This window comes from Arthrobacter sp. ES3-54 (assembly GCF_029504395.1).
Lineage (GTDB): Bacteria > Actinomycetota > Actinomycetes > Actinomycetales > Micrococcaceae > Arthrobacter.
In genome coordinates this window covers 16,869-43,244 of record NZ_JAQFIF010000001.1, presented here as the reverse complement: position 1 = coordinate 43,244, position 26,376 = coordinate 16,869, and the positions used below count along the sequence as shown (strand labels likewise).

The 26,376-nt window shown below is 67.2% G+C and carries 19 protein-coding genes; 4 read left to right on the top strand and 15 right to left on the bottom strand.

Annotation, left to right across the window (positions count from 1 at the left end; genetic code table 11):
- Positions 1-64: 64 nt before the first annotated feature.
- The 3 genes from M2428_RS00170 to galU form a co-directional block, all read right to left on the bottom strand.
- A complete protein-coding gene (locus M2428_RS00170; protein ID WP_277523551.1) occupies positions 65-1,063 on the bottom strand; it encodes a hypothetical protein in 999 nt (332 codons plus the stop codon).
- 142 nt (positions 1,064-1,205) lie between these two features.
- On the bottom strand, positions 1,206-1,826 hold the full coding sequence (locus M2428_RS00165) for a GNAT family protein (protein WP_277522389.1): 621 nt from the start codon (positions 1,824-1,826) through the stop codon (positions 1,206-1,208).
- Positions 1,827-1,831: 5 nt separating this feature from the next.
- Positions 1,832-2,749, bottom strand: a complete 918-nt coding sequence (gene galU, locus M2428_RS00160; RefSeq protein ID WP_277522387.1) for a UTP--glucose-1-phosphate uridylyltransferase GalU — start codon at positions 2,747-2,749, stop codon at positions 1,832-1,834.
- A 105-nt stretch (positions 2,750-2,854) separates the two neighbouring features.
- On the opposite strand from galU, the gene M2428_RS00155 reads away from it, so the two are divergent.
- The 3 genes from M2428_RS00155 to M2428_RS00145 all read left to right on the top strand — a co-directional run bounded on the left by M2428_RS00155 (position 2,855) and on the right by M2428_RS00145 (position 4,926).
- Positions 2,855-3,478, top strand: a complete 624-nt coding sequence (locus tag M2428_RS00155) for a 5-formyltetrahydrofolate cyclo-ligase (RefSeq protein WP_277522385.1) — start codon at positions 2,855-2,857, stop codon at positions 3,476-3,478.
- A 154-nt stretch (positions 3,479-3,632) separates the two neighbouring features.
- Positions 3,633-3,887 carry an FmdB family zinc ribbon protein gene (locus M2428_RS00150; RefSeq protein WP_277522383.1) on the top strand — a complete coding sequence of 85 codons (255 nt, stop codon included), beginning with the start codon at positions 3,633-3,635 and terminating at the stop codon, positions 3,885-3,887.
- A gap of 157 nt (positions 3,888-4,044) precedes the next feature.
- Positions 4,045-4,926: an RcpC/CpaB family pilus assembly protein gene (locus tag M2428_RS00145; protein WP_277522381.1), complete on the top strand. Its 882-nt coding sequence runs from the start codon at positions 4,045-4,047 to the stop codon at positions 4,924-4,926.
- 101 nt (positions 4,927-5,027) lie between these two features.
- On the opposite strand, the gene M2428_RS00140 is transcribed toward M2428_RS00145, so the two are convergent.
- The 10 genes from M2428_RS00140 to M2428_RS00095 form a co-directional block, all read right to left on the bottom strand.
- Positions 5,028-9,284, bottom strand: coding sequence for an AAA family ATPase (locus tag M2428_RS00140; protein ID WP_277522379.1), 4,257 nt, complete (start codon positions 9,282-9,284; stop codon positions 5,028-5,030).
- Between the two features lie 297 nt (positions 9,285-9,581).
- Positions 9,582-11,171 carry a glutamine-hydrolyzing GMP synthase gene (gene guaA / locus M2428_RS00135; RefSeq protein WP_277522377.1) on the bottom strand — a complete coding sequence of 530 codons (1,590 nt, stop codon included), beginning with the start codon at positions 11,169-11,171 and terminating at the stop codon, positions 9,582-9,584.
- Positions 11,172-11,336: 165 nt separating this feature from the next.
- A complete protein-coding gene (locus M2428_RS00130) occupies positions 11,337-11,846 on the bottom strand; it encodes a DUF3817 domain-containing protein (RefSeq protein ID WP_277522375.1) in 510 nt (169 codons plus the stop codon).
- A complete protein-coding gene (locus M2428_RS00125) occupies positions 11,843-12,820 on the bottom strand; it encodes an SURF1 family protein (RefSeq protein ID WP_277522373.1) in 978 nt (325 codons plus the stop codon). Before M2428_RS00125 ends, M2428_RS00130 begins: the two co-directional genes overlap by 4 nt.
- A 125-nt stretch (positions 12,821-12,945) precedes the next feature.
- The gene (locus tag M2428_RS00120; RefSeq protein ID WP_018773745.1) at positions 12,946-13,434 is read right to left on the bottom strand and encodes a PTS sugar transporter subunit IIA; all 489 of its coding nucleotides are present in this window, start codon (positions 13,432-13,434) and stop codon (positions 12,946-12,948) included.
- 89 nt (positions 13,435-13,523) lie between these two features.
- Complete coding sequence (locus M2428_RS00115; protein ID WP_277522370.1) at positions 13,524-15,275, bottom strand: glycerol-3-phosphate dehydrogenase/oxidase; 1,752 nt, start codon at positions 15,273-15,275, stop codon at positions 13,524-13,526.
- 93 nt (positions 15,276-15,368) lie between these two features.
- Complete coding sequence (locus M2428_RS00110; RefSeq protein WP_277522366.1) at positions 15,369-16,505, bottom strand: GuaB3 family IMP dehydrogenase-related protein; 1,137 nt, start codon at positions 16,503-16,505, stop codon at positions 15,369-15,371.
- Positions 16,506-16,634: 129 nt separating this feature from the next.
- The gene (locus M2428_RS00105; RefSeq protein WP_277522364.1) at positions 16,635-18,485 is read right to left on the bottom strand and encodes an ABC transporter ATP-binding protein; all 1,851 of its coding nucleotides are present in this window, start codon (positions 18,483-18,485) and stop codon (positions 16,635-16,637) included.
- Positions 18,486-18,567: 82 nt separating this feature from the next.
- A complete protein-coding gene (guaB, locus tag M2428_RS00100) occupies positions 18,568-20,079 on the bottom strand; it encodes an IMP dehydrogenase (protein ID WP_277522362.1) in 1,512 nt (503 codons plus the stop codon).
- 241 nt (positions 20,080-20,320) lie between these two features.
- Positions 20,321-22,387 (bottom strand): acyltransferase family protein, encoded by a 2,067-nt coding sequence (locus M2428_RS00095; protein ID WP_277523549.1) that lies wholly within the window; start codon positions 22,385-22,387, stop codon positions 20,321-20,323.
- 221 nt (positions 22,388-22,608) lie between these two features.
- On the opposite strand from M2428_RS00095, the gene M2428_RS00090 reads away from it, so the two are divergent.
- Positions 22,609-23,577 carry a DUF389 domain-containing protein gene (locus M2428_RS00090; protein WP_277522360.1) on the top strand — a complete coding sequence of 323 codons (969 nt, stop codon included), beginning with the start codon at positions 22,609-22,611 and terminating at the stop codon, positions 23,575-23,577.
- A gap of 167 nt (positions 23,578-23,744) precedes the next feature.
- On the opposite strand, the gene groL is transcribed toward M2428_RS00090, so the two are convergent.
- Entirely contained in the window at positions 23,745-25,355 is a 1,611-nt protein-coding gene (groL, locus tag M2428_RS00085) for a chaperonin GroEL (RefSeq protein WP_277522358.1), read from the bottom strand.
- Positions 25,356-25,436: 81 nt separating this feature from the next.
- Positions 25,437-25,733: a co-chaperone GroES gene (groES, locus tag M2428_RS00080; RefSeq protein WP_018773735.1), complete on the bottom strand. Its 297-nt coding sequence runs from the start codon at positions 25,731-25,733 to the stop codon at positions 25,437-25,439.
- Positions 25,734-26,376 lie beyond the last annotated feature (643 nt).

Here is a 26,376-nt window from a genome sequence, read left to right as displayed (position 1 = left end):
AACGAAAAACCCGGGCAGCCATTGCTGGCTGCCCGGGGCGAAATCTCCGGAAGAACGGACCGGATCAGGCGCGTCGCCGCTGGAGGACATCGTCCAGGTTGCTCAAGGCGCTCTGGGCCTTGCTGAGCTGCTTTGACTCGGAATCGTCGGCGGTCTGAAGATCCGACGCGGCCGGCCGCGTCGAGGCCTGCTTGAGGGACGGCTTCCCGACGGCCTTCGGGGCTTCAGGGAGGTCCAGGGGCATGGGGGCTGCGCGTTCTGCCTTGGCCGCTTCGACGTAGGTGGGCTTGGGAACCTCGACGGGCTCCCAGCTGGAGCCCTCGGCGGCTGCCGCCGTTTCGGCAGCCACGGCTGCCGACGTATCCCCCGAGGCCGCAGCTTCGGCGAGGGCGGCCTGGCGGAGCTCCAGTGCGGTCAGCGGCTTCGGCGCCGGCTCGGGCGTGACCCGGCCCGCTTCCGCGTCGAAGAGAGGGCTTTCCGGCCGGGCACCGGGACGGCCGGCAGGAAGGGAAGGAACCTGCTCGGGCACTGAGGGCCGCGCAGTGGGGCGTTCCGGGCTGCCCATGGCGGCACGGAATGCGGCGTTCATTTTCCGCCGGCGGTCGCGGACCGCGAGGCGGCGGAGCAGCGCCACGGCGGCGACGGCGCCCAGCAGGGCCATCGCCGGGAGCCAGCCCGAACCGATCCCGAAGAGTCGAAGGGCCGCGGATACCACTCCCGTGAGGAGGGACAGAAGCCCTGCTACCGCCAGCACCAGCCGTCCCCAACGAATCCGGAACGCCGGGGAAGTCGCCGCAGAGATCGGATTCCCTCCAGAGGTCGCCGCGGTGCTGGCACCAGAACCTGGAGTGCCGGCGGCCGGTTTTGCGCGCTGGGTGCTGATCATGGGTTTCTCCTGCTGCGCTGCCATTTTCATAACCTTCCCCGCATGTGGATCTGCTGGTTCCATGTCTATGACGTCCGCCAGAAATTCGCCTGCAGGCTGCAACTGGTGACGCCCGTTCCGGAGAACGTAAGGCGCCACCCACACGATCCAGAGCGCAACAGCAATGACAAGGATCACAGAGCTGCTAAGAGGGAAGTCCACACTCAAAACCGTATGAGGTACATGGGGTGCTGCCCCGCATTGTCAGAGGTGTGTCGCGCGCGCGGCGGCCACTGGCCGGTGTCGGGGCGTCGTGGCTGGTCAGGCGGCCATCACGGGTTCAGCCCTGGCGGGTCCTCAGCCACCGTGCGAGGAGGCCTTCCGGCACTTCCTCAGCTGTGAGCGCGAAGGTACGGTGGTCCGCCCATTCGCCGTTGATGTGCAGGTACCTGGGCCGGAATCCCTCGTCGCGAAAGCCGAGTTTCTCCACCACCCGCAGGCTCGGCGCGTTCTCCGGCCTGATGTTGATCTCCATACGGTGCAGACCAAGGGTGCCAAAGCAATAGTCCGTTGCCATGGCCACGGCGGTCGGGGCAATCCCCCGGCCGGCCCGCTCCTTGTCGACCCAATAGCCGAGCGTCGCCATCATGGCCGATCCCCACACAATCGAGGACACCGTCAGCTGCCCCACGATCACCGGGGCCTGGTGGCCGGGCGTCCACTCCGCGATCACGAAGGGCAGGGCAGTGGCCTGCGCGGCCTGGGCCTTGAGCGAGCGGACCATCTGCCGGTAGTCGGGCAGGCCGCCGCCGGGGACCGGGTTTGAGGCCTCCCAGGGGGCCAGCCACTCGCAGTTACGGGACCGGAGTGCAGTCCACTCCTTGCGGTCCCGGTACCGGATCGGGCGCAACACGATGTCGCCACTCTCCAGAGTCACCGGCCAAGTAAAGCTGCCCCCCACGGGAATTACTTTGCGAGGCTGGGGGCCAGGCTGGAGGCGAAGCCGGGCAGCCATTCGCGCAGACCCGGACCGAGGTCCTCACTGTCGCAGGCGAGCTGGACGCAGGCCTTGAGGTAGCTGAGCTTGTCGCCGGTGTCGTAGCGGCGGCCGCGGAAGACGACGCCGTACACGCCGTAGCCCTCGCCGGTGCCGGTCGAGAGTTCCTGCAGCGCGTCCGTCAGCTGGATTTCTCCGCCACGGCCGGGCGCGGTGCGCTCAAGGACTTCAAAGACGGCCGGGTGCAGCACATAGCGGCCAATCACGGCGAGGTTGGACGGGGCGTCCTCGACGTCGGGCTTCTCCACGAGCTGATTGATGCGGACGTAGTCCTCACCGCCGATCGCCTCGACGTCGGCGCAGCCATAGGCGCTGATCTGGGACGGATCCACCTCGATCAGGGCGACCACGGACCCGCCGGTCTTGGCCTGGACCTCGATCATGGTGCTGAGCAGCTCATCGCGGGCGTCGATGAGGTCATCGCCCAGGAGGACCGCGAACGGCTCCTGCCCGACGTGCTGCTTGGCCCGGAGGACGGCGTGGCCGAGGCCCATGGGATCGCCCTGGCGGACGTAGTGGATGTCACCGAGGTTGCTGGCGGCCTGGATGGACTCAAGCTTCGCCGTGTCGCCCTTCGCCTCAAGAGTGGCCTCCAGCGCGGGAACGCGGTCGAAGTGGTCCTCCAACGCCCGCTTGTTGCGGCCTGTGATCATCAGGATGTCGTTCAGGCCGACATTCACGGCCTCCTCAACGACGTACTGGATGGCCGGTTTGTCAACGACAGGCAACATTTCCTTGGGCATGGCCTTCGTCGCTGGAAGAAACCTGGTACCAAGGCCCGCGGCGGGGATGACGGCCTTACGGACGGAAGCGTTGGGTGTATTCACTCGACTAATCTAACGGAGGGACCAATCATTGCGTAATTTTTAGTCGAACCTTCCCGCGGCCGTCCCCGGCGCGTCGGGGCCGCAAGAGGCAGAGGACGGGCCAGCATGGCGTCAAAAGAGGAAATACGCTCCTGCCACAGGGCAAGGCGTTCCGCACTGCCGCTGGCCGCACAGGATGCCGCCGCGGCGGGCATCGCCCGCCATGGGCTCCAATGGGCCTCCGGACTCGCCCGCGGCCGGCAGGGTATCTTCGCGGCGTACCTCGGTGTGGGCGCCGAACCGCCCACGCTGCCGCTGCTGACTGCCCTAACCGATGCCGGGCACCGGGTGCTGCTTCCGGTTTGCGAACCCGAAATCGAGCTCAGCTGGGTGTACTGGACTCCGCAGTCCGGTTTTGTCCGCAGCCGGTACGCCCCCATCCAGGAGCCTGTCGGAGAGCGCCACGGCACCGCCGTAATGCGTGACGTCACCGCAATCTTCCTCCCGGCCACCGCCCTGGATTTATCGGGGAACCGGATCGGACAAGGCGGCGGCTACTACGACAAGTTCCTTGCCGCCCTGGCCACCTTGTCCCCTGCGTCCGGCGAGGCGTCCGACGCCGCGGCGCTGCCGACTGCCGCCGTCGTCTACGACACGGAGGTGCTGCCCGCGGGCAGCATTCCCGCTGAGTCGTTCGACCGGAAGGTCGACGCCGCCCTGACCCCGGGCGGGATCATCCGCCTGGGCTGATGCCGCCTCGGCTGATATGGGCTCGTGCCAAGGTGATAGAATTAGCACTCAGGCCCTGCGACTGCTAAGGGCGGAACCGGTCGATAGGCATATCGGCAGTGATCCGGCTCGGCAGCACGGGACCTGCTCGTTTGCCCCAGAGTGAGGATTTCCAGTGCCCACGTATGCATACGCCTGCAAGGACTGCAGCCACGCCTTCGAGATCGTGCAGTCGTTCAGCGACAACTCCCTGACGTCCTGCCCCGAGTGCCAGGGCACGCTGCGCAAGAAGTTCAACAGCGTCGGCGTAGTGTTCAAGGGCTCCGGCTTCTACCGGACCGATTCGCGCGATGCCAAGGGCAGCACGGTCTCCCCGGCTCCTGCAGCTCCGGCAGCCACCTCCGCACCTGCACCCGCCGCCGCGGGCTAGCAGGGAACCCGCCGGCTTTGTGCGGGCCCGTCAGATGCCGGCCCGCCAGGTGGGCCGCTGCCGGCTGAGGCAGCGTAGTCCTTGGGCCTGCTGGCCGTTGTCCACATAGGCGGTTCCTCGGCTCCCGCCGATGTGTGCGGGTCCGTAGCGTGGCGGCATGGCTCTTTCACACACGGCGGTTTCCCCGCCTTCGTTCTGGACGTCGTCCACGGCTTCGTTCTGGGTTTCGTCTCTGCCCTCCCGCCCAATGCCTGTGGAGAGCTCCGGCCGCTGGGCCCGCGCGGTGTTCCGCCCCGCCAACCTTCCTGCCGCCACATTGTCCGCGGCTGGCCGGCCGTTCCGGAATCGCCGCACGGATCCCCGCGGGCAGCGGCCGCCCCGCGGCCGTCCGTCGCTGCACCGCGTGCGCGGCTGGTTGAACCGGAACCGGCGGCTTATCGCGGCCCTCCTGTTCTGCATCCCCGCAGGCCTTACGGTTCAGCAGCTAACTCCCGCGCCCGCTGACACCGTCATTGCCTTCGCCGCAGCAGCAGATCTTCCCGCCGGGAAGACGCTGGTACCCGGCGACGTCAGCACCATCAGCGTGCCGCCGGGCCTCGTGCCTGCCGGCAACCCCGCAACCGAGGCCGCGTTCGAGGGAAAACAGCTGGCCGCACCGCTGCGTCGGGGCCAACTCCTCACCGACGCCCAGATCCTGGGCCCGGGCCTGCTCGCGGGAAGCCCGCCCGGCTCTGCGGCCGTACCGCTCAGGATGGCGGATCCGGCCTCCGTCCAGCTGGTTTCCCCCGGGCAGCTCGTCAACGTGGTGCTCACCGGCGGCAACGGCCTTGACAGAGCCGGCGAAAGCCAGATCCTGGCCGAAGCCGTTCCGGTGCTCTGGACGTCGGCGCCGGGCGGCAAGGCAGGGCCGTGGCCCGCCACCGCGGAGACTGACGGGCTGGTGGTAGTAGCAGCGGCGGCCGATCAGGCACGAAGACTGGCGGGCGCATCTACCCAAGGCAAGCTGTTCTTCGTGCTTGTCGCGGCCCCGCCGGGCTAGCGCCCGGGCAGTCCTCCGCCGGCCTGAAGCCCGGGCAGTCCGCGCCGCGGGTTGCCGCCGGCGGCGCTATCCCCAGGCTCGGCGGTGCCCGGCCACTACCGTCAGCCCCAGTGCGGAGGCTTCTGCTCCTGGAGCCATGCGTCGTGATCGTAATTGTCAGGCTGGTCACCCCAGCGCCGGGGGTCGTCTTCCGCCGCCTTGTTCGGCAGCACGCCTACGGGGACGGTGGCCTGTGCCTCCGAACGGCGGGACGCCTCCATGGCCGCTTCCTGGTCTGGCCCGTCTCCCGCGAACTCGCCGGACCTCGGCTCAGCGGTCTTGGGCTCAGCCGTCTTGGGCTCAGCGGTCTTGGGCTCAGCGCCGCCGCTCGCGTCGCCCTCGCCAGAGCCCGTGTTGTCGGTGTTGTCTGTATTGCCTTGGATGTCGCCGTCCGCACTCATGCTGCCGGCCTCCTTACTGCCTGTATTGCCTGTCATTCCTGGTGCTGGTTCCTGCCGTCGCGATTCCTGGCCCGCAGTTTCGTGGCCCCGGAACACCTGTCCCGCGGGTTCGGCCGCCACGTGGTGCTCCGCGGCCCGCGCCTCGTCAATCGCCAAATGCTCGATGTCGTCGTCAAAGAACCCGTGCGATGTCCGGAGCCGGCTGGAAACGGGAGGCTTCTCCAACCCGAGGTAGCCGCCAATCCGATCGGCGCAGGCCGAGGGGTCGGTGAAGACCTCTATGGTCCACAGTGGCATATAGCGCCAGCCAAGCCGTTCCAGGAGCTGCGGCCGGAGTCGGCTCCGTTCCCGGACGCTCATCCGCCGGTACTGGCCGGTGCCATCTGACTCGATCGCTACCGGACGGGGAATTTCCGCATCGTCCTGGCCGATCGTCGTCATGGGATCGGCCGCCGCCACCATGTTCAGGACGCCGTCGTATTGGTGCCACACCCGTGCCCCACGTGCGCGGAGCCGGTCGCCCAGGTCGGCCACCAGCGGATCGGCGCCGAGCGCCTGCTCGCTGGCCGCGGCCCGGGAGGCGGGGCTGCCAAGATCCGTATTGCCCGCGATCTCACGGTCCAGCAGTTCGTAGAAGTCCACGGCGCCGTGGCTGAGGCGGCTGACATCGAGGTCTTCGGGGCGGAAGCAGCTGAGCACGTGCAGGGACCGGCGGGCACGCGTCATGGCCAGCGCGAATTTGGCGCGGCCCCCCTCAGCGGAGAGCGGCCCGAGGCTGTGGAGGGTGCGCCCATGCGGGGTGCGGCCGTAGCCCGGGGAGAAGATGACGTGGTCACGGACCAGGCCCTGGGCCCGTTCCAGATCCACCACGCGGAAGGACTCGTCCCCGGCCGTGAAGAAGCTGCCGAGCATGGGGTAGTTGGGCAGTTGCGCCCTGATGGCCTCGCCAATCCGGGCGGCGTGGCGAAGGCTGCCGGTCACCACGGCCAGCGAGGTCCGGGGCCGGAGTCGGGCGTGTTCGAAGACGAGTTCCACTGCGCGGTTCACCTCGGCAACAACCGATTCAACGCCGTCGTGGTCAGCGCTGGGCAGCCCCGTGCCGTCGGGGAGATACTCCACGCTGAGGGTACGGTCCAGGCCTGTGGCGGATTGCCCCTCAGGGAGCCGGGTGAGTTCCCCGCTGTAATAGCCCTTACTGAGCTGGCGGACCAGGTCTTCATCGACCGCACGGTAGACGGTCCTCAGGTTCCGGACGGGAAGCACGGCGGAAAGTGCCTGGTACGAGCTCTCAACGCTTTGGTACGAGCTCTCCCCCGCCGCGAGCCGTTCGACGCCCACGGTAAAGGTCCGCGGGCTGGCGATCTGTTCGTCGCCGAAGGCGATGACCTGCCGGGAGCGGGCGATGGCCGGGAGGACTGCCTGCAGCGAGGTCGTCTCCGCGTCCAGGATCACGACGGCATCGAAGGTCTGCTCGATCGGCAGGAGGCCTGTCAGGAGGTAGGGGCTGACGGACCATACCGGCACGAGGGTGGGCAGCAGCTCCTGCGCCTGGCCGCTCAGGGCTGCCAGGGTCACCCGGCCGTCCTTGAGCAGGCTGCGCAACAGCTCGGCCTGGCGGGGGTACGCCGCGATTGCCGTACGCCAGCGCTCGGACAGGTTCCATCGCAGCCGGGCAGCGCCGCTGGCGATGTGGGCGTTGTCGGCGAGACGGTACTCGGCCTCCAGCTGGCGCAGGGCGTCGCCGTCGGACATGGCGAGGTAGTCATCGCCGCTGATCATGGCTTCCAGGGCCGACTGCCACCAGGCCAGCTCCAGCTCGGCGGTCACCGACCGCTCCGGAACCTCGCGCTCGGCAAGGTCGGCGAGGAGCTCGCCGAGGCCGTGCTCGCGCATGCTCTCGACAAGCAGGGTGCGCTCCGGCAGGGTTTCCAGGGTCGCGGTGTCGGCGACGAGCCGCCGCACCCGGGGCAGGAGTTCGTCGTACGGCGCGCGGTCCAGGTCACCGCCCGCGGGGGTGTGCTTGACCGCCTGGCCGAGTTCGGCCAGTTCGGCAGCGAGTTCCCGGTACAGGCCCGAGATTTCGGCCAGCCCGGACGGCACGGCCGGGTGCCGCTGCGTGGTGGCGTAGCCGGACCAGGCGGCGCGCTGCTCCTGCACGAGGACCAGGGAACTGTGCAGGTCCGCGATGTGCACGCCGGGCCGGACGTACTCCTTGGCTACCCTGCGCAGGCGTGAGCGCTGCATGGACGGCATCTCGATCCCGCGTTCCCTGCGCCAGCTGGAGGACGCCGTGGCGGAGATCAAATCATGGACGGGCCGGTCAAAGATGTCCGGAGTGAACTTGTCCAGGCTTTCGCGGACGGCCACGAGCAGTTCGATCTGCTCGCCCCATTCGGCGAAGGTCCCGCCGAGCCGGATCTCTGCGTGTTCCGCCACGGCGTCCATGCGGCCGCGCAGCAAGGGCAGTTTCTCTGCCACGGACTGGGCGACGTTCTGCGCTTCCTGCGTCTCCTTGCGCGTGAGCAGGCGCGCGCCGTGCCAGGGGCTGGTGGTCGACGCGCGGCTGAAGCTGCCGAGCTCGGCAGCGCGGCGGAGCCGGCCGGCGAGCTCCTCGCGGTCGCGGATGTTGTCCAGCACGCTGCGCTTGAGCCGGACCGTCGTCGCCGGGGCCGGCTGGATGGACGTCAGCTCCGCCAGCGACTGCATGGCCTCGTACGGCGAACAACCCCAGCGTGCCCGGACGTTGTGCAAGGAGGCGACATGCTCCATCAGGGCGTGGCGGTGCCCGGTCAGTGTGGCGTGCAGGTTGCTCAGCTGCGGCTGGAGCGACTTTTCGTTGCGGACGATCGCCCGGACCAGCTGGCCCTTGAGCTGCAGCGGGTTGGCGTTGCCGGTCAGCTGCAGGAGCACGGAATCCAGGCCCAGGCCATCGAGCTGTGCGGAGATCTCGGCGAGGCTGGCCCGCCTGTCCCCCACCACCAGGACGGATTTTCCCTCGTCCACGAGGGCGCCGATGGTGTTGATGACGGTCTGGGTCTGGCCGGTGCCCGGCGGGCTGCTGACCACCAGCGAGTCGCCGGCGCGGACGGCGTCGATGACATACTGCTGGTCCGTGTCGGCGTCGAGCAGCAAAAGCTCCTCGGCGGGGTCGCGCTCATCCGTGCTGGGGAAGCGGCCGGGCGCCAGCACGGGCACCTCGACCCGCTCGCCGGAACCGGACCGTGCCAGCGCCGTGACAAGGGGGTTGTTCTGGTTGATCCACGGATCATCGAGGTTGCCGGAGAGGTCGGAAAAGGTGGAGACGAGCAAGTTGTGCTCGATCTCCGCGCCGTGGATCGGCTGGACCAGGGTGCCCAGGCGGTCCAGAACGGGTTGGGGGTCATAACGGGCCGTGCTGTACGCCATCCGCGTGACCGCGTTGACGTCAAAGACGATCCCGTGGACTGATTTGAGGTGCCGGACGAGCGCCGGGTTGATCTGCGCCTGTTCGGTGAGTTGCAGTTCATAGTCGTCCTCGCCGGGGCGCACCGTGAGGGAAATGGCGGTGAGCATGACCGGGGCCGAGATCCGTTGCGGCTTGCCCCCGACGGCGGATGTCCAGACGACCGTACCGGCGGAGAAATACCCCGCATCGATGCCACGGTCATTGGCGAGTTCGAAGATCTTGGAGCGCAGGTTGCGCGATGCCCTGGCCGCAACAACGTACTGCTGGCGGTCGCGGATCAGGGTGGAGAGCCGGGTCCGCCGGCCTGCCATCAGCTGGGCAAGCCCTGACGGATGGGCATGGGTGAGGTCGATCGAGCCTTCGGGCGTCTTGGTGAAGCGCAGCATGGTATCTGCTCCGGTGACGGGCTTGAGCCCCGACAGCCATTTCCTGAACTCCTCGGAGCCCTCGGGGTGGCCTTGACCAACTGACACTGCTGCCTTCTTTTCTGTGCTCGACTTCTCTGTGCCGGACCGTGGCGGGCTCGACTCTGGCGCGTTCGACGTATCAACGCTCGTCTGTGTTGCGTCCGCGCTTTCCCTGGCCGCGTTGTGTGTGCTCGCGGTTGTCTGGCTGGCGCGGGACGCCTTGGACCATACCGGCATGCTTTCGAGGGTAGCCCGAATCACCCGCAGGTGCGGGGCCGCAACACTGGGCGGTGCGAAATTCAGCTCGAATTATCAGGAACAAAAATGAAATGGCCGGCCTCGAAAGGCCGGCCATTCACATTGCTATTCCCACTCGATGGTTCCCGGCGGCTTGCTGGTCACATCCAGCACCACGCGGTTGACACCGTCCACCTCGTTGGTGATCCGGCTGGAAATCCGGGCCAGAAGATCGTAGGGCAGCCGCGACCAGTCGGCGGTCATGGCGTCCTCGGAGGACACGGGGCGGAGGACAATCGGGTGACCGTAGGTGCGGCCGTCGCCCTGGACGCCGACGCTGCGGACGTCCGCCAGCAGCACCACGGGCATCTGCCACACTTCGTCATCCAGTCCGGCGGCGGTCAGTTCGGCGCGGGCGATCGCGTCAGCCTTGCGGAGCAGGTCCAGGCGTTCCTGGGTGACATCGCCGACGATCCGGATGCCGAGGCCCGGGCCGGGGAAGGGCTGGCGTCCGACGATTTCCTGCGGCAGGCCGAGCTGCGCACCGACCGCGCGGACCTCATCCTTGAACAGGGCGCGCAGCGGCTCAACGAGTTCGAACTGCAGGTCCTCGGGGAGACCGCCCACGTTGTGGTGGCTCTTGATGTTGGCCGCACCTTCGCCGCCGCCGGATTCGACGACGTCGGGGTACAGGGTGCCCTGGACGAGGAACTTGATCTTTTCACCGTGCGCCGCTGCCTCGGCGATGATCGCCAGTTCGGCTTCCTCGAAGGCGCGGATGAATTCGCGGCCGATGATCTTGCGCTTGGTCTCGGGGTCGCTGACGCCGGCAAGGGCGCTCAGGAAGCGCTCCTGCTCGTTGGCGACGTAGAGCTTGACGCCGGTGGCGGCCACGAAGTCTCGTTCGACCTGTTCGGCTTCGCCCTCGCGCAACAGCCCGTGGTCAACGAAGACGCAGGTCAGCTGGTCGCCGACTGCGCGCTGGACCAGGGCGGCGGCCACTGCCGAGTCGACGCCGCCGGACAGGCCGCAAATGACCCGGGCGTCGCCGATCTGGTCGCGGATGCGCTGGACCTGTTCTTCCAGAATGTTGCCGGTGGTCCAGTTCGGTTCCAGCCCGGCGCCCTTGAAGAGGAAGTTTTCCAGGACCTGCTGGCCGTAGGCGGAGTGCTTGACCTCGGGGTGCCACTGGACGCCGTAGAGGCGCTTGTCCTCATTGGCGAACGCGGCGACGTCGGCGCCCGCCGTCGTCGCGAGGACCTCAAAGCCCTCGGGCGCTTCATGGACGGAGTCGCCGTGGCTCATCCAGGTGCTCTGGTGCTGGGGCATGCCGGCCAGGATGGAGCGGCCCTCGCCCAGGGTGGTGGTCTCGGTGGCGCCGTATTCACGGAGCCCGGTCTGGGCCACCTTGCCGCCGAGGGCGTTGGCCATGGCCTGGAAGCCGTAGCAGATGCCGAAGACCGGGACACCGGCCTCGAAAAGGTCGGCGCCGACGCGGGGGGCGCCGTCGGCGTAGACGCTCGAAGGGCCGCCCGAGAGGATGATCGCGGCGGGGTTCTTGGCCAGCAGCTGCTCGGTGCTGTACGTATGCGGAACCACTTCCGAATACACATTCGCTTCCCGGACGCGGCGGGCAATCAGCTGCGCGTACTGGGCACCGTAGTCAACAACCAGGACGGGCCTGTGGGACGTCTGGGATGCAGAGGGAGTAGTCACCCCACTAGCCTACTTTGCGCCGCTGCCCGCCCGCACATTGAGAAGCCGGCGTGGGTCCCGAATCACGGGCGGAGGTAAGCGAACTCACACGCCCGACGGCGGCTGCCGGCGCCGTGTCCCACTTCAGAAGCGCTGGGTTCGGTACCGCGGGCTTAGTGCCGGGGCTTAGTACCGCTGCGGAGCCTGCGGGTTCGCTGCGAGCTCGGCCTCGACCTCTGCGTGGAACTTCTTCTCGACAAAGAAGGACAGGAACGGCACGACGCCGCCCAGGGCCATGACCACGAGCTTGGTGAACGGCCAGCGCATGAGCGACCACAGCCGGAAGTTGGAAATCAGGTAGACGACGTACATCCAGCCGTGCACAATCAGGACCGTGATGGACAGGTTGACGCCCCCGATCACCCCAGGAGGCTCGGCGTCGGCGAATCCGAAGCCGAACGGCTGGCCGGTGACGGCGTTCGTGCCGCCGGCGAAGAGGTACTGCCCGAAGCCGTACCGGGCGATCAGTTCGGCGCAGAGCAGCAGCAGCATGGTGCCGGTCAGGTAAGCGAGCACCTTGTAGAACTTCAGGGCGGACCGGATTTGGGCCTCGGTGCCGCCAAAGCGGCGCTTCTTGCCGGCCTTCCCCGTGCCGTTGGTTGTCTGCGGCTGGATGGCGGGCTTGGGCTCGATCATGATTGCACTCTCGGGTCTGTGGGGTGGGGGGCTGTGGGATGCGCGTCGGTGGCCAGTTCGGCCGTGGGCTGTTGGGCTGGATGGGATTCGGCGGTGTGGGGTTTGGCCGTGTGGGGTTTGGCCGTGTGAGGTTCGGCGGTGTGGGGTTCGGCCGTGTGGTGTCCGGCGTGGGGCTCGTCCCCGCCCTGTTCCTCGTCGAACTCGTCTTCGAGGTCCCGGCGGTAGTCGTCCTTGACGAGCCGCCACCAGATGAACAACGCGAAGCCGGCAAAGACCACCCATTCCACGGAATAGAAGAGGTTCAGCCAGTTGAGCTGCTGCGCGGGCGGCTGCGGGCCGATCCGGAGCGGTTTGACGTCGCCGCCGGCGGCGGAGGGCCCGACGTCGGTGCCGCCGGACAGTTCGGTGCTCGCGGCGACGAAGCCCGGGTAGCTGCTGACGTTCCAGTCGTTGATGAGCTCGGCGACCGAGACGGCGCTGGCACGGCCGGGACCGGGATCGGTGTTCGGCAGCGGGGACTCGGAGGGCAAGAGCCGTCCGGTCAGTTCGATGGTGCCCGACGGCGGCGCCACGGCGTCCGCGGGATCCGCCACCCAGCCGCGCGCGACCGGAATCCAGGTCTGGGGCGTGGCCCCGCCGCCCAACAGGGCCGGGGCATCCTTGACCGCGAAGGCGGAAACGATCCAGTAGCCCTTCGCCCCGTCGTTGAGCCGGCCCGGGACCAGGACCTGCTTTTGGGGATCGTAGGTGCCGGTGGCGGAGACCATCTGGTCGGCCACCGATCCGGGGAAGAATCCGCCCGGCTGCAGGACCGCGGTGAGCTGGCGCGTCTCCTCCGTTGTGGTGGAGACCGGGGCTTCCGCCTGCGTTGAACGGCCAAACTGCCACTGGCTGAGCAGCACAAAGACCCCGGAAATGGCGATCGCGAACACGAGTCCTGCGATCCAGCGGGGTTTGAGGGCAGTTTTCAGCACCTCTTAACCGTACTTCGTCCCTGTGTAGAACAGCGAAACGGGGCAGAAGAAGGGCCTGCCCCTAGAGTGGGGCAGCGGGGTCCCTGCGTGGCGACGGAGTCGACACGCAGGGACCTGCCGCAATCTCAGTGGTCGAAGAACACCAGGCTCGAATTGATGAGTTCGGCGATCACTTCGGCGTCGTAGGCGCGCCGGAGCGACTCGCGGAAGGACTCCTTCGACAGTGAGCGTGCCAGTGTAGCGAGCACTTCGAGGTGATCGGAAAATGAACTCGCCGGGGTGGCGATGAGCAGAATCACAGTGGCCGGGCCGTCCGCTGCGCCGAAGTCGAGCGCCCTGCCGTACTTCGTAATGCCGACCGCGATGGAGGTCTGGGAGACCAGCTCGCTCCGGGCGTGCGGCAGGCCCACACCGCCGGGCAGACCGGTGGCGAGCTGGTGCTCCCTGGCGTTGACCTGTTTGAGGAATCCCTCCAGATCGGAGATTCGTCCAGCCGCGTGCATGCGTTCCGCGAGCTGGGATGTGGCGTCGAGCTTGTCCGTGGCATCCATTTCGAGGATCACCATCTCGGGTGTGGTGAGCTCGGCGTCGTACCGGTCCAGTGGTTCCGCCAAGAGATGTCCCTTCGAAGTGGCGTCAGTGCACGCCGGCCGGCAGTCCAATGACTAGCGTTGTAATCTGCACTGCCGGCCGGCGCTGCGTCTCAGCGCAGGGGCACGATGTCCTCCACGCCCAGCCGTGCGGCGTCGGCGGATTCGTCGTCCGGCTGCTGCTGGCTCAGGCGCTCGGCATCAACCCGGGCCAGATAGTGCTTGATTTCGCTCTCGCGCTGCGCATCACTCCAGCCGAGAACGTCTCCCATTAGTTTAGCGACTACGGGAGCGGCGGACACACCGCGGTCCCACGCCTCGATCGAAATCCGGGTGCGGCGGGTCAGGACGTCCTGGACATGGCGGGCGCCCTCGTGCGTGGCCGCGTAAACGGCTTCGGCGGCCAGATAGTCGTCCGCGCCCGGCAGTGGCTCGGCCAGTTCCGGGCTGTCGGCGATGAGAGCCAGCACCTCAGGCGTCATGGCACCGTAGCGGTTGAGCAGGTGTTCGATCCGGGCCACGTGGACGCCGGTCTCCTCCGCCATACGGTTCCGCTGGTTCCACGCAGCCTTGAAGCCGCTCGCCCCCAGCAGCGGGACGGACTCCGTGCAGCTGGGTGGGACGCGCTCGTCCATGCTGCGCGTTGCCTCGTCGACGGCATCCTTGGCCATGACCCGGTAGGTGGTCCATTTCCCGCCAGCCACCACCACGAGACCCGGTACGGGGTGGGCCACCACGTGTTCGCGGGAGAGCTTCGCGGTGGAATCGCTTTCCCCGGCCAGCAGCGGACGCAGCCCCGCGTAGACGCCTTCGACGTCCTCTCGGGTCAGCGGGCGCTTGAGCACCTTGTTGACGTGCTCCAGCAGGTAGTCGATGTCCTTGCTGGAGGCCGCGGGGTGGGCCTTGTCGAGGTGCCAGTCGGTATCCGTGGTTCCGATGATCCAGTGCCTGCCCCAGGGGATCACGAACAGGACGGATTTCTCGGTCCGCAGGATCAGCCCCACCGTGGACTGGATCCGGTCGCGGGGCACCACGAGGTGGATGCCCTTGGAGGCCCGCACCTTGAGCTGCCCGCGGTCTGTCACCATGGCCTGGGTTTCGTCGGTCCAGACTCCGGTGGCGTTGATGACCTGCTTGGCCCGGATCTTGAAGCTGGAGCCGTCCTCGTGGTTGACCACCTTGGCGCCGACCACGCGCTCGCCTTCGCGCACGAAGTCCACAACCGACATCTGGTTGACCGCGTGGGCGCCGTAGTGCGCCGCGGTCCGCACGAGGTTGGCGACGTACTTGGCGTCGTCGACTTGACCGTCGTAGTAGCGGATGGAGCCGACGAAGGCGTCGTCCTTGAGGCTAGGGGCGGCGCGCAGGGTTCCGCGCCGGGTCAGGTGTTTGTGGAAGGGGACGCCGCGGCTGTGCCCGCCGGTGATGGACATCGCGTCGTACAGGGCGATTCCGGCGCCGATGTACGGCCGTTCCAGGAAGGGCTTGTGGAGCGGGTACAGGAACGGGACCGGCCGGGCCAGGTGCGGTGCCAGCACTGAGAGAATGAGGCCGCGTTCGTGCAGTGCCTCTTTGACCAGGCCGAAGTCGAGCATTTCGAGGTAACGGAGGCCACCGTGGATCAGCTTCGAGGAACGCGACGACGTCCCCGCGGCCCAGTCATTGGCCTCGACGATGCCGACGCTGAGCCCGCGAGTGACGGCGTCGAGGGCGGCGCCGGCGCCCACGATGCCTCCGCCCACGATCAGGATGTCGAGCTCTTTGCCGGGGGCGGTGCTGCCCCTGAGCACCGTGATTGAAGCCTCGCGTTCCGCAGGCCCAAGGGCACCTCCGGCCACGGCAGAACCGCCGGGAAAACTGTTCATGTCACGCCTCCATCCGGGTCAAACCTCGTTAGGGCACCAGACTACGTCCAAGTTTCCCGGATGGGCAGGGCCTAACAACCGCCAGCTTAGGGTTCAGTTGCCGGCGTACGGCGAGACGACGACGTCGACGCGCTGGAATTCCTTCAGGTCCGAGTAGCCGGTGGTTGCCATGGAACGGCGCAGCGCTCCGATGAGGTTGGAGGTGCCGTTGGTGTGGTGTCCCGGCCCGAACAGGACCTCTTCGAGCGGGCCCACCGTTCCGACGTTGACCCTGTCGCCGCGGGGCAGTTCGAGGTGGTGGGCTTCCTGGCCCCAGTGCCAGCCCTTGCCGGGGGCTTCGTCGGCGCGGGCCAGGGCGCTGCCCAGCATCACGGCGTCGGCGCCCATGGCGATCGCCTTGACGATGTCACCGGAGGATCCCATGCCGCCGTCGGCGATCACATGGACGTAGCGTCCGCCGGACTCGTCCATGTAGTCGCGGCGGGCGGCCGCGACGTCGGAGATGGCGGACGCCATCGGCGAGTGGATGCCCAGGGCGCGGCGGGTGGTGGTGGTGGCTCCGCCGCCGAAGCCGACCAGCACGCCGGCGGCACCGGTGCGCATCAGGTGCAGGGCCGGGGTGTAGCCGGCCGCTCCGCCGACGATCACGGGTACGTCGAGTTCGTAGATGAACTGCTTAAGGTTCAGCGGCTCGTGGTCCTTGGAGACGTGCTCGGCCGAGACCGTGGTTCCGCGGATGACGAAGATGTCGACGCCGGCGGCCAGCACGGTCTTGTAGTGTTCCTGCGTGCGCTGCGGGGTCAGGGAGCCGGCCACCGTGACGCCGGCGGCGCGGATTTCGGCGAGGCGCGAGGTGATCAGCTCGGGCTGGATCGGCGCCTGGTAAAGCTCCTGCATGCGCCGGGTGACGGCGGGGCTGTTGGTCTCGTCCGCGAGGCCCCCGATCTCGTCCAGCACGGACTGCGGGTTCTCGTACCTGGTCCACAGGCCTTCGAGGTCGAGCACGCCGAGTCCGCCGAGGCGGCCCAGGGCGATGACGGTTTCCGGCGACATGGCCGAATCCATCGGCGCCGCGATGACGGGCATGTCGAACTTGTAGGCATCGATCTGCCAGGAGACGGAGACGTCCTTGGGGTCACGGGTGCGCCGGTTGGGGACGATCGCAATGTCATCCAGGGAGTAGGCACGACGCCCACGCTTGCCTCGGCCAATCTCAATCTCGTAAGTCACTGCTCTAGGTTATCCCAGCGGACGCGGGGCGCCGCTTCGGCGTACTGTGGCGTCATGCTGTGGCGGCACGGACAGCGCCGGATTTTCGTCGGACACGTTGCCGGGACCACCAGCATCGGGGGCGCCCCCTCACTCGCCGCTGACGTTCTCGGCATCCGGAACCGTCAGCTGGGATTCGAACATCCGGAAGTAGCGGCCGCGGAGCGCCACGAGTTCCTTGTGGGTACCTTGTTCCACGATGCGGCCGTCCTCGAGCATGTAGACCACGTCAGCCTTCTCGATCGTGGCCAGCCGGTGGCTGATGGCGATGATGGTGCTGCTGCGTTCCGCGAAGAGCCGCGTGAAAATCCGGTGCTCGGCCAGCGCGTCGATGGCCGACGTCGGCTCGTCCATCACCATGAAGGAGGCGTTGCGGTAGAAGTTCCGGGCCATCGCCAGGCGCTGCCACTGCCCGCCGGAAAGCCCGGAGCCCTTCCGGCCGCGCGGGTCCTCCATCCAGTTGCTGACGTGGTTGTCCAGGCCGTTGGGCAGTTTGTTGATGAATTCGAGCGCTTCGGCATCCGCGGCGGAGCGGCGGACCCGTCCGTCGTCGCGGGGCGAATCGACGTCGCCGAAGAAGATGTTTTCCGCCGCGGTGGCGAACTCGTACTTGAGGAACTCCTGGCTGAGCACCGCCAGGTGCCGGTGCCAGGATGTGACGTCGACGGCGGCGAGGTCGACGCCGTCGAGCATCACCTGCCCGGAATCGGGACGGTACAGCCCGGCCAGGATGCGGATCAGGGTGGACTTGCCGGCACCGTTCTCCCCCACGATCGCGATGTGCTGGCCCTGCCTGATGGTCAGCGAAATGCCGCGGATCACTTCCAGTTCGCTGCCGGTGTACGTGAAACGGATGTCCCGCAGTTCCACCGTTTTGGGCGCCTGCAGCAGGGGCGGGGCGTGGCCGGACTGCACGGGCAGCGCCATGAAGAGCTCGTAGTCCTTGAGGTTTGCCAGGTCCTCGTCGATCGAACTGAGCGAGGAGACGAGGTTGTTGGCGGTGGACAGGGCGCGGCTGACAATCTGCTGGACGTACAGGAACTGCCCCACCGGCTGCGCATGGGCGATGATCTGGCCCACCACCCAGATCAGGGAGACCACCTCGGCGCCGTACTGCAGGGCATCGGCCGCGAGCTGTTTGGGAATGTAGCGTTTCTGGAAGTCCAGCCGACGCTTTTCGTCGGCGTCCCGCAGGGTGGAGCGCAGCCCCATCAGGTGGCCGACGATCCCGTAGAGCCGCATCTCGGCGATGTGCTGCGGGCGCAGCAGGTTGGTTTCGATCATCCTGCGTTGCCTGCGGGAATCGACCTGGGTGTTCCAGTGCGCGATCTGTTCGCGGGAGAGCTTGAACTGCAGGTAGACGCTGGGCACGATCGCGACCAGGACGATCACGGCGATCCACCAGCTGACCAGCAACAGCGCGCCGATGGCTAGGAGCACGGAAACGAGCTGGGTGAATATGGCGGCAATCCGGTCCAGGACGCGGGCATAGGAATCGGAGAATCGCTTGGCGCGGTCGTACAGGTCCACGGTCTCTTTGTCGTCGTAGCGCCAGAAGTCCAGGGTCAGGAAGCGCTCGTACATGAGATCCCCGACGATCGCGCCGACCCGGAAGCTCATGAGCTGCTGGATGTAGCGGTCCACGCTGCTGAACGATCCCCAGAAGAGCCCGAGTGCCGCGGTGATGATGACGTAGACGATCGCCTGCCCGCCGGCGGCGGCGTCACCCGCGTAGGCGGCGGCCAGCGCCGTGGTGGTCAGCGCGGCGAAGTACGTCGTGACCAGCGGGAGCAGTGCCGAGATCAGCGATCCGAGGATCTTCATGACGACGGCGGCGGGTGAGGCCCGGAAGCTCACCCGCAGCACCTGTGCCACGGCTTGGGCGTAGGGCTTGAGCGCGAGCTTGCGTTTGGGCGCACGGGCCGGCAGGAGTTCGGACATGTCTCCAGCCTAGTTCCGGGCGCAGACACGAACAGGCCGTGAGGAGAAACCCCCACGGCCTGTTCGCTGATGTTCCGGCGGTTTAGCGCGACCCGTAGTTTGGGGCTTCGACCGTCATCTGGATGTCGTGCGGGTGCGATTCCTTGAGCCCGGCCGCGGTGATGCGGACGAACTTGCCGCGCGCCTTCAGTTCGGCCACGGTCGGGGCGCCGGTGTAGAACATGGTCTGGCGGAGGCCGCCGACCAGCTGGTACGCCACGGACGACAACGGACCCCGGTACGCGACCCGGCCCTCGATGCCTTCCGGGATGAGTTTGTCATCGCCGGAGACGTCGGCCTGGAAATAGCGGTCCTTGGAATAGGAGGTGTTCTTGCCGCGGGTCTGCATGGCGCCAAGGGAACCCATGCCGCGGTAGCTCTTGAACTGCTTGCCGTTGACGAAAATCAGGTCGCCCGGGGATTCGTCGCAACCGGCCAGCAGGGAGCCGAGCATCACGGTGTCGGCGCCGGCGACGAGCGCCTTGCCGATGTCGCCGGAGTACTGCAGGCCGCCGTCGGCGATCAGCGGGACGCCGGCCGGGATGGCGGCTTTCGCCGACTCGTAAATGGCGGTGATCTGCGGGACGCCGACGCCGGCCACCACGCGGGTGGTGCAGATAGACCCGGGACCGACCCCGACTTTGATGCCGTCGGCACCGGCGTCGATCAGTGCCTGGGCACCTTCACGGGTGGCGGCCTGGCCGCCGATGATGTCCACGTGCGCCGCAACGGGATCGGACTTGAGCCGGCGGATCATCTCCAGCACACCCTGGGAGTGGCCGTTCGCGGTGTCCACGAAGAGGGCATCCACGCCGGCGTCCACGAGCGTCATGGCGCGTTCCCAGCCGTCGCCGAAGAAGCCGATCGCCGCGCCGACGCGCAGGCGGCCCTCGTCGTCCTTGGTCGCGAGCGGGTACTGCTCGGCCTTGGTGAAGTCCTTGGTGGTGATCAGGCCCTTGAGCCGGCCCTGCTCGTCCACGAGCGGGAGCTTCTCGATCTTGTTCGTGGCCAGCTTGTGCGAGGCTTCCTCGCGGCTGATGCCGACGTGTCCGGTGACGAGCGGCATCTTGGTCATGACGTCGCTGACCAGCCGGAGCGGGAAGTCAGATTCGGGCACGAAGCGGGTGTCGCGGTTGGTGACGATGCCCAGCAGCCTGTTGCCCTCGTCCACCACCGGGAGACCGGAGACGCGGTAGCGTGCGCAGATCTCGTCCAGTTCGGCCAGCGTGGCCTCGGGGCCGATGGTCAGCGGGTTGGTGATCATGCCGGATTCGCTGCGCTTGACCCGGTCCACCTGGTCGGCCTGGTCGGCGATGGAGAGGTTGCGGTGCACGACGCCGAGGCCGCCCTGGCGCGCCATGGCGATGGCCATCCGGGACTCCGTGACGGTGTCCATCGCGGCGGAGAGCAGCGGGGTCTGGACCGTGATGCGCTTGGAGATCCGGGAGGACGTGTCCGCTTCCGAGGGGATCACGTCGGTGTGGCCGGGCAGGAGCAGGACGTCGTCGTACGTCAGGCCGATGAAGCCGAAGGGATTGTGTTCGGGCTGGGTCATGAGTGCGCCTCTTACCTTGGGTTACGGGGTTCACGGGTAGGGGTTGCAACAGATGACCAGCCCGTCATTACGGGTCTGGTCTGTGCAGAAGGTCGTGCAGAAGGTTATGCAACAGGTTGTGCAGAAGTCCTTAATAAATAGTAGAACCTTGGCGGCGATAGCCATATTCCGGGGCAGTAATGTGCGGCTTCGATGTGAGCCGTCCCATGCCGGCAAGGCTCCCCCGCCCGGCCGGGCGGGCCTATTTCCAGCCGGTGGCGGCGAGCAGCCGCTTTTCGAACATGGGGACCATGGTCTGGACATAGGTCTTGGTCAGGTGGTTGTCGTCCTTGTAGACGTAGACGTTGCCGACCACCGCGGGGCAGGTTCCGTTGGCGCAGATGAAATCGCTCATGTCCATCAGGGCCAGCCTGTGCACCTGGCCGCGGTACGCGTCGAGCGGCGAGGACCCCGCGAGCGATTCCTGCTGCGGCACGTTGCATTCCGCCGCATCCTCGCCGTTCTTCTGGACGCACTCGGGCATGTTGATGTTAAAGCGGGGGTTGTCGCGGATGCCCACAACATCCATGCCGGCGTCGGTGAAGGGTTTGATGCCCTCCAGGTACTGCGGCACTTCGGTCTCGAACGGCGCTTCCTTGTGGGTCAGGGACGCAACCGTGAAAACGGCGTCGGGTTTGTGGTCCAGGACGTACTGCGTGCTGGCCCTGTTGAACGCGTTGCAGTCCGCGTCGCGCTCCGGGGACTCCCCGCCGAAGCGGCAGTTGCCCTTCAATAGGGTGACCACTTCCCAGCCGTGGCTCTTCGCGATGGGGCCAAGTGCCGCCATGTACTGCTGGGCATGCGAGTCACCGAGCACCACGATCCGCTTGGTGACCTTCTCCGGTTTGTTGTTCTGCAGGCAGCCCTGCAACAGGGGGTCGCTGGCGACGTTACCGTCCGTGCACAGCCCGTCGATGTCCGCCCACTCGTTCTTCATCGCGGCCGGCGCAGGGATGATTTTCGCCTGTGGAGTGGGTTTGCCGGCGTTTTCCGGTGCCAGGGCGGCCGCACCGGGGGTCAGTTCCTTGGGCTGGGATGCCGCCTCGGCCTCGTCGGCGACGAGCTGGCTCTGCCATACGGCGACGGGACCGGCCAGCAAGGCACCGCAGGCGGCGATCACGACGGCGGTACGCCAGGCGCGGCGCTTGGGCCAGTGCCACTCGCGCAGCGGCTTCTCGACGAAGCGGGTGGTGAGCACGGCCAGAACGACGGACGCGGCAACGATGCACAGCCCCTGGAACAGGTTTGGCGCCGTGATGCCCGCCCCGGCGAGGGCCAAAACCAGCAACGGCCAGTGCCAGAGGTAGAGCGCATAGGAGTTGTCCCCCAGCGCCACCAGGGGTTTCCAGGTCAGGAGGCGGTCGACGCCGAACCGGCTGCCGCTTTGGCCGGCGGTGATGATCGCGGCGGCCGCCAGCGTGGGCCACAGCGCGATGAACCCGGGGAAGGAACGGTCCACGGTCAGCAGCAGCCCGCAGGAGAGCATGGCCACCAGCCCGGCCCAGCCCAGTACGACGCGGAGGATCTTGCCCGGCTTCAGGTACGGCAGGGCGAGGGCCAGGAGCGAGCCGAGAGCGAACTCCCAGAGCCGGGCGCCGGTATCGAAGTAGGCGTGGGCCTGGTTCGTCGTGGTCTGGTGAATCGAGTACGCGAGGGACACGGCGAAGACGGCGCCGAAGGCCCCGGCCAGCAGGGACCGGTAGCGCAGCAGCGCATGGTCCTGGCCGGCCCCGCGGCGGAGCAGTCGGGACAGAAGGGCCGTGCCGGCGAAGACGAGCGGCCAGAGCACGAACACCTGGCCCTGGATGGAGAGTGACCAGAAGTGCTGGAGCGGGCTCGCGCCCGAATGGTCCTGGGCGTAGTAGTCCACAGCGCTGTCCGCCAGGAGCCAGTTCTGCCGGTACAGCAGAGAGGCCCAGGCCTGCTCAAGGACGTCGGGCCAGCGGCTTTGCGGCAGGATGGCCCAAGTGCCGGCAAGGACGCCGAGAATCACCACGACGACGGCGGGCAGCAGGCGCTTGAGCAGATGCAGCCAGTGGCTCAGCAACCGGAGCGGCGCGCCGCTTTCGACCTTCCGCGTGAAGCTGAGCGTCATCAGGAATGCCGAAATGAGAAGGAAGATGTCTACGCCGCCGGAAACCCGCCCCAGCCACACGTGGTAGGTGACCACCATGAGGACCGCGAGGGCGCGCAGGCCCTGGACTTCGGGGCGGTAGCTTGATTTTCGGCCCGCCGGAGAACCTGCGTCCGCCCTTGGCGGGGTGGCGATGGTTCGCACGCTCGACACAGATAACCCTTCCGGCCAGTTTCCAAAACATCAATGTTACCGAAACGTAATTTTCTTGGCCAATCGCCGGGGCCCCCGAGGGGCCCCCGGAAGCCCTGGCAGGGAACCTCCACGCGCCCGACTGGCGGCGCACTCGCGGCCCGGCAGGCGGCGCCGGGCGCGGCGCGGAAGCTAGGCTGGGACGAGTCTGAGGAGGCCGCCAAGTGATCGTGCAGCTGCGCATTTGTGTCCCGGGAGAGTTGTCCGGAGTTGTTGTCGAAAGTTGTACAAGTCACGTCGGCGTCTCGGAAGTCGCGCTGGCCAAGGGTGCTTCCGTCATGCCGCCCGGGGACGTTATCCAGGTCCTGCTGGCGCGCGAATCCGTGGAGGGGCTCGTGGAGAAGCTCCACGTCCTCGATGTCCAGCAGCGCGGATCAATTTCGGTCCTCGAACCGGACCTGGTGCTCTCGGACCGGGCCGACCGGGCGGAGGCGGAGGCGCCGGGTGAGGGCGCGGACGCCGTGATCTGGGACGAGGTGTCGCGGCAGACCGGCGAAGATTCGCGCCTGACGTGGAGTTTTCTGGCCTTCCTGGTCCTGGCGACCCAGCTGGCGGCCATCGGCATCGTGACCGACTCCACCATTGCGATCGTCGGCGCCATGGCCGTGGGGCCGGAGTTCGGCCCGCTGGCTGCGCTGGCCGTGGCCCTGGTCCGGCGCGAGCGGCGGCTCGGACGCGACGCGGCCGTGGCCCTCGGCGTCGGGTTTCCCGTCGCGATGCTGGCTGCCGCCCTGGCGGCGTGGCTGTCCGTGCCGCTCGGGCTGTTTCCCAGTGACGCGCTGAACCGCGGTTCAGCGGTTGAATTCATTTACCATCCGGGCCCGTACTCCCTGATCGTCGCCGTCCTTGCCGGCATAGCCGGGATGCTGTCGGTCATCAGCCGGCGCTCGGCGGCGCTGATCGGGGTGTTCATTTCGGTCACCACAGTGCCGGCGGCGGGGTTCGTGGCTGTGGCACTGGTCCTGGGCGAGTATCAGAAGGCGGCGGGCTCCGCCCTGCAGCTGTTCCTGAACCTGCTGGGAATCGTGGTGGCCGCCGTCGGGGTTCTGATCTTCTACCGGCTGGTGACCAAGCGACTGTCGCCGGACGCCGCACTGCGGCTGCGGCGCAGGGCGGACCGTACACGGCGCTGACCAGGTAATGCCGGAACCAGGGACTGCCGGAATGCCGGGTCTTCGCGCCAGAATCCGGGCAATTTACAGCCGGACCACTGCAGACGCGCAGCAGAACCCGAAAGAACCCCGACAGACAAAAAGGACGGCCCGGCAAGATGCCGGGCCGTCCCCTGTGCGGGCAGAGCCTAGTGCTTGTGCCCTGCGTGCTCGTCTTCGTCAGCCGGCTTCTCCACCACGAGGGTTTCCGTGGTGAGGACCAGTGCCGCGATGGAGGCCGCGTTGCGCAGAGCGGCTCGCGTCACCTTCACGGGGTCGATGACGCCGGCGGCGATCAGGTCTTCGTATTCGCCGGACTTGGCGTTGAAGCCCTGGTTCACGGCGGATTCGGCCACCTTGGCAGCCACGACATAGCCGTCGAAGCCGGCGTTCTGGGCGATCCAGCGCAGCGGCTGAACCAAGGCGCGGCGGACGATGCCGACGGCCGCAGCCGCGTCACCTTCAAGGGCCTGGACCGCAGCGTCCTCGTCGAGCGCCTTCAGCGCGTGGATGAGGGCGGAACCGCCGCCGGCCACGATGCCTTCTTCGAGGGCAGCGCGGGTCGAGGACACGGCGTCCTCGATGCGGTGCTTCTTTTCCTTCAGCTCAACCTCGGTGGCAGCGCCGACCTTGATCACGCCGATGCCGCCGGCCAGCTTGGCCAGGCGTTCCTGCAGCTTTTCCTTGTCCCAGTCCGAATCGGTGCGGGTCAGCTCGGCGCGCAGCTGGGCAACACGGGCGGCGACGTCCTCGGCCGAACCGGCGCCGTCGACGATCGTGGTGTTGTCCTTGGTGATCGTGATGCGGCGTGCGGTGCCCAGCACCTCGAGGCCAACGGTGTCCAGGCTCAGGCCCAGCTCCGGGGAGACAACCTGCGCACCCGTGAGGGTCGCGATGTCCTGGAGCATGGCCTTGCGGCGGTCACCGAAGCCCGGCGCCTTGACGGCGACAACGTTCAGCGTGCCGCGGATGCGGTTGACGATGAGCGTGGACAGGGCCTCGCCCTCGACGTCTTCGGCAATGATGAAGAGCGGCTTGGAGCTCTGCAGCGCCTTTTCCAGCAGCGGCAAGAAGTCCTGCACCGAGGAAATCTTGCCCTGGTTGATCAGGATCAGGGCGTCCTCGAGGACGGCCTCCTGGCGTTCCGCGTCGGTGACGAAGTACGGGGACAGGTAGCCCTTGTCGAACTGCATGCCCTCGGTGAGGACCAGCTCGGTCTGCGTGGTGGAGGACTCCTCGATGGTGATCACACCATCCTTGCCGACCTTGCCGAACGCCTCGGCCAGCAGCTCGCCGACCTCGTCGCTCTGGGCGGAGATTGCGGCAACGTTGGCAACCTGCGTGCCTTCAACCGGGCGCGCGTTCTCCAGCAGGCGGGCGGCGACGGCCTCGACCGAAACCTCGATGCCGCGCTTGATCTCGCCCGGTGCGGCGCCTGCCGCTACGTTGCGCAGGCCTTCCTTGACCAGGGCCTGGGCCAGGACGGTGGCGGTGGTGGTGCCGTCACCGGCAACATCGTTGGTCTTGGTGGCGACCTCCTTGGCAAGCTGCGCGCCAAGGTTCTCGTAGGGGTCATCCAGCTCGATTTCACGGGCGATGGTCACGCCATCGTTGGTGATCGTGGGGGCGCCCCACTTCTTGTCCAGTACGACGTTGCGGCCGCGCGGGCCCAGCGTGACCTTGACAGTGTTGGCGAGCTTATCGATGCCGGCTTCAAGCGACCGGCGGGCAGCGTCGTTAAACGCAAGCTGCTTTGCCATGGTTTTGTCCTTTCAAGACAGAACCCCGCGCAGCTGATCCATACAATGCGTAAGGATCGGCTGCGCGGGGGTCCAAGAGAGTTACTTTACGACGATCGCCAGAACGTCGCGGGCGGAGAGCACGAGGTACTCGGTGCCGCCGGTCTTGACTTCGGTTCCACCGTACTTGGAGTAAATGACGACGTCGCCAACGGCAACGTCAATGGGAACGCGGTTGCCGTTGTCATCGAAGCGGCCGGGGCCTACTGCAACAACTTCGCCTTCCTGCGGCTTCTCCTGTGCGGAGTCCGGGATAACCAGGCCGGAAGCCGTGGTCTGCTCGGCTTCGAGCGGGCGGACAACAATACGATCCTCAAGAGGCTTAATAGAGACCGACACTCGGACCTCTCCTTTTCGTCAGCAAATTTGTGGACTATGAAGCGGTGATGCCAAGGCGCACAGACCGTCGTCGCGGTGCCGGCAGCGTGCCTGGCGGAAGCCGCTTCATGTGTTAGCACCCTCCTAGGGAGAGTGCTAATGACGACTCTATGTAAATGGTTAGCACTCGGTCAAGGCGAGTGCCAGATATTCGTTCCGGGTGAACATCTCCCCCCGGTGGGACATGCCCATTCTTTGCTGCGGCGGGAGGACACTTGGGCCTCATGCTCACTGCTGGCACTGAGCGATGGACATGTCCTCCCGGGTGCGGGCTGCCCAGTGGGACATGCTCAATCTTTGCTGCGGCGGGAGGACACTTGGGCCTCATGCTCACTGCTGGCACTGAGCGATGGACATGCCCCACGGTTGCGGGCTGCCCAGGAGGACATGCTCACTCCTGGTGCTGGACCACGGGCATGCCCAATCAGTGCAGGCGCGGCAAAGGGACATGCTCAATCTTTGCTGCGGCGAGAGGACACATGGGCCTCATGCTCACTCCTGGCTCTGAGCGATGGACATGCCCCACGGTTGCGGGCTGCGCGGGAGGACATGCTCACTCCTGGCGCTGAACCAGGGGCATGCCCAACCAGTGCAGGCGGGGCAA

What these genes read in the sequence shown, in the direction of transcription:
- M2428_RS00155 (WP_277522385.1), top strand. Translation starts at nt 2,855, where the DNA reads ATGGCGTCAAAAGAGGAAATACGCTCCTGCCACAGGGCAAGGCGTTCC.
- M2428_RS00145 (WP_277522381.1), top strand. Translation starts at nt 4,045, where the DNA reads ATGGCTCTTTCACACACGGCGGTTTCCCCGCCTTCGTTCTGGACGTCG.
- M2428_RS00130 (WP_277522375.1), bottom strand. Translation starts at nt 11,846, where the DNA reads ATGATCGAGCCCAAGCCCGCCATCCAGCCGCAGACAACCAACGGCACG.
- M2428_RS00115 (WP_277522370.1), bottom strand. Translation starts at nt 15,275, where the DNA reads ATGAACAGTTTTCCCGGCGGTTCTGCCGTGGCCGGAGGTGCCCTTGGG.
- M2428_RS00105 (WP_277522364.1), bottom strand. Translation starts at nt 18,485, where the DNA reads ATGTCCGAACTCCTGCCGGCCCGTGCGCCCAAACGCAAGCTCGCGCTC.
- guaB (WP_277522362.1), bottom strand. Translation starts at nt 20,079, where the DNA reads ATGACCCAGCCCGAACACAATCCCTTCGGCTTCATCGGCCTGACGTAC.
- groL (WP_277522358.1), bottom strand. Translation starts at nt 25,355, where the DNA reads ATGGCAAAGCAGCTTGCGTTTAACGACGCTGCCCGCCGGTCGCTTGAA.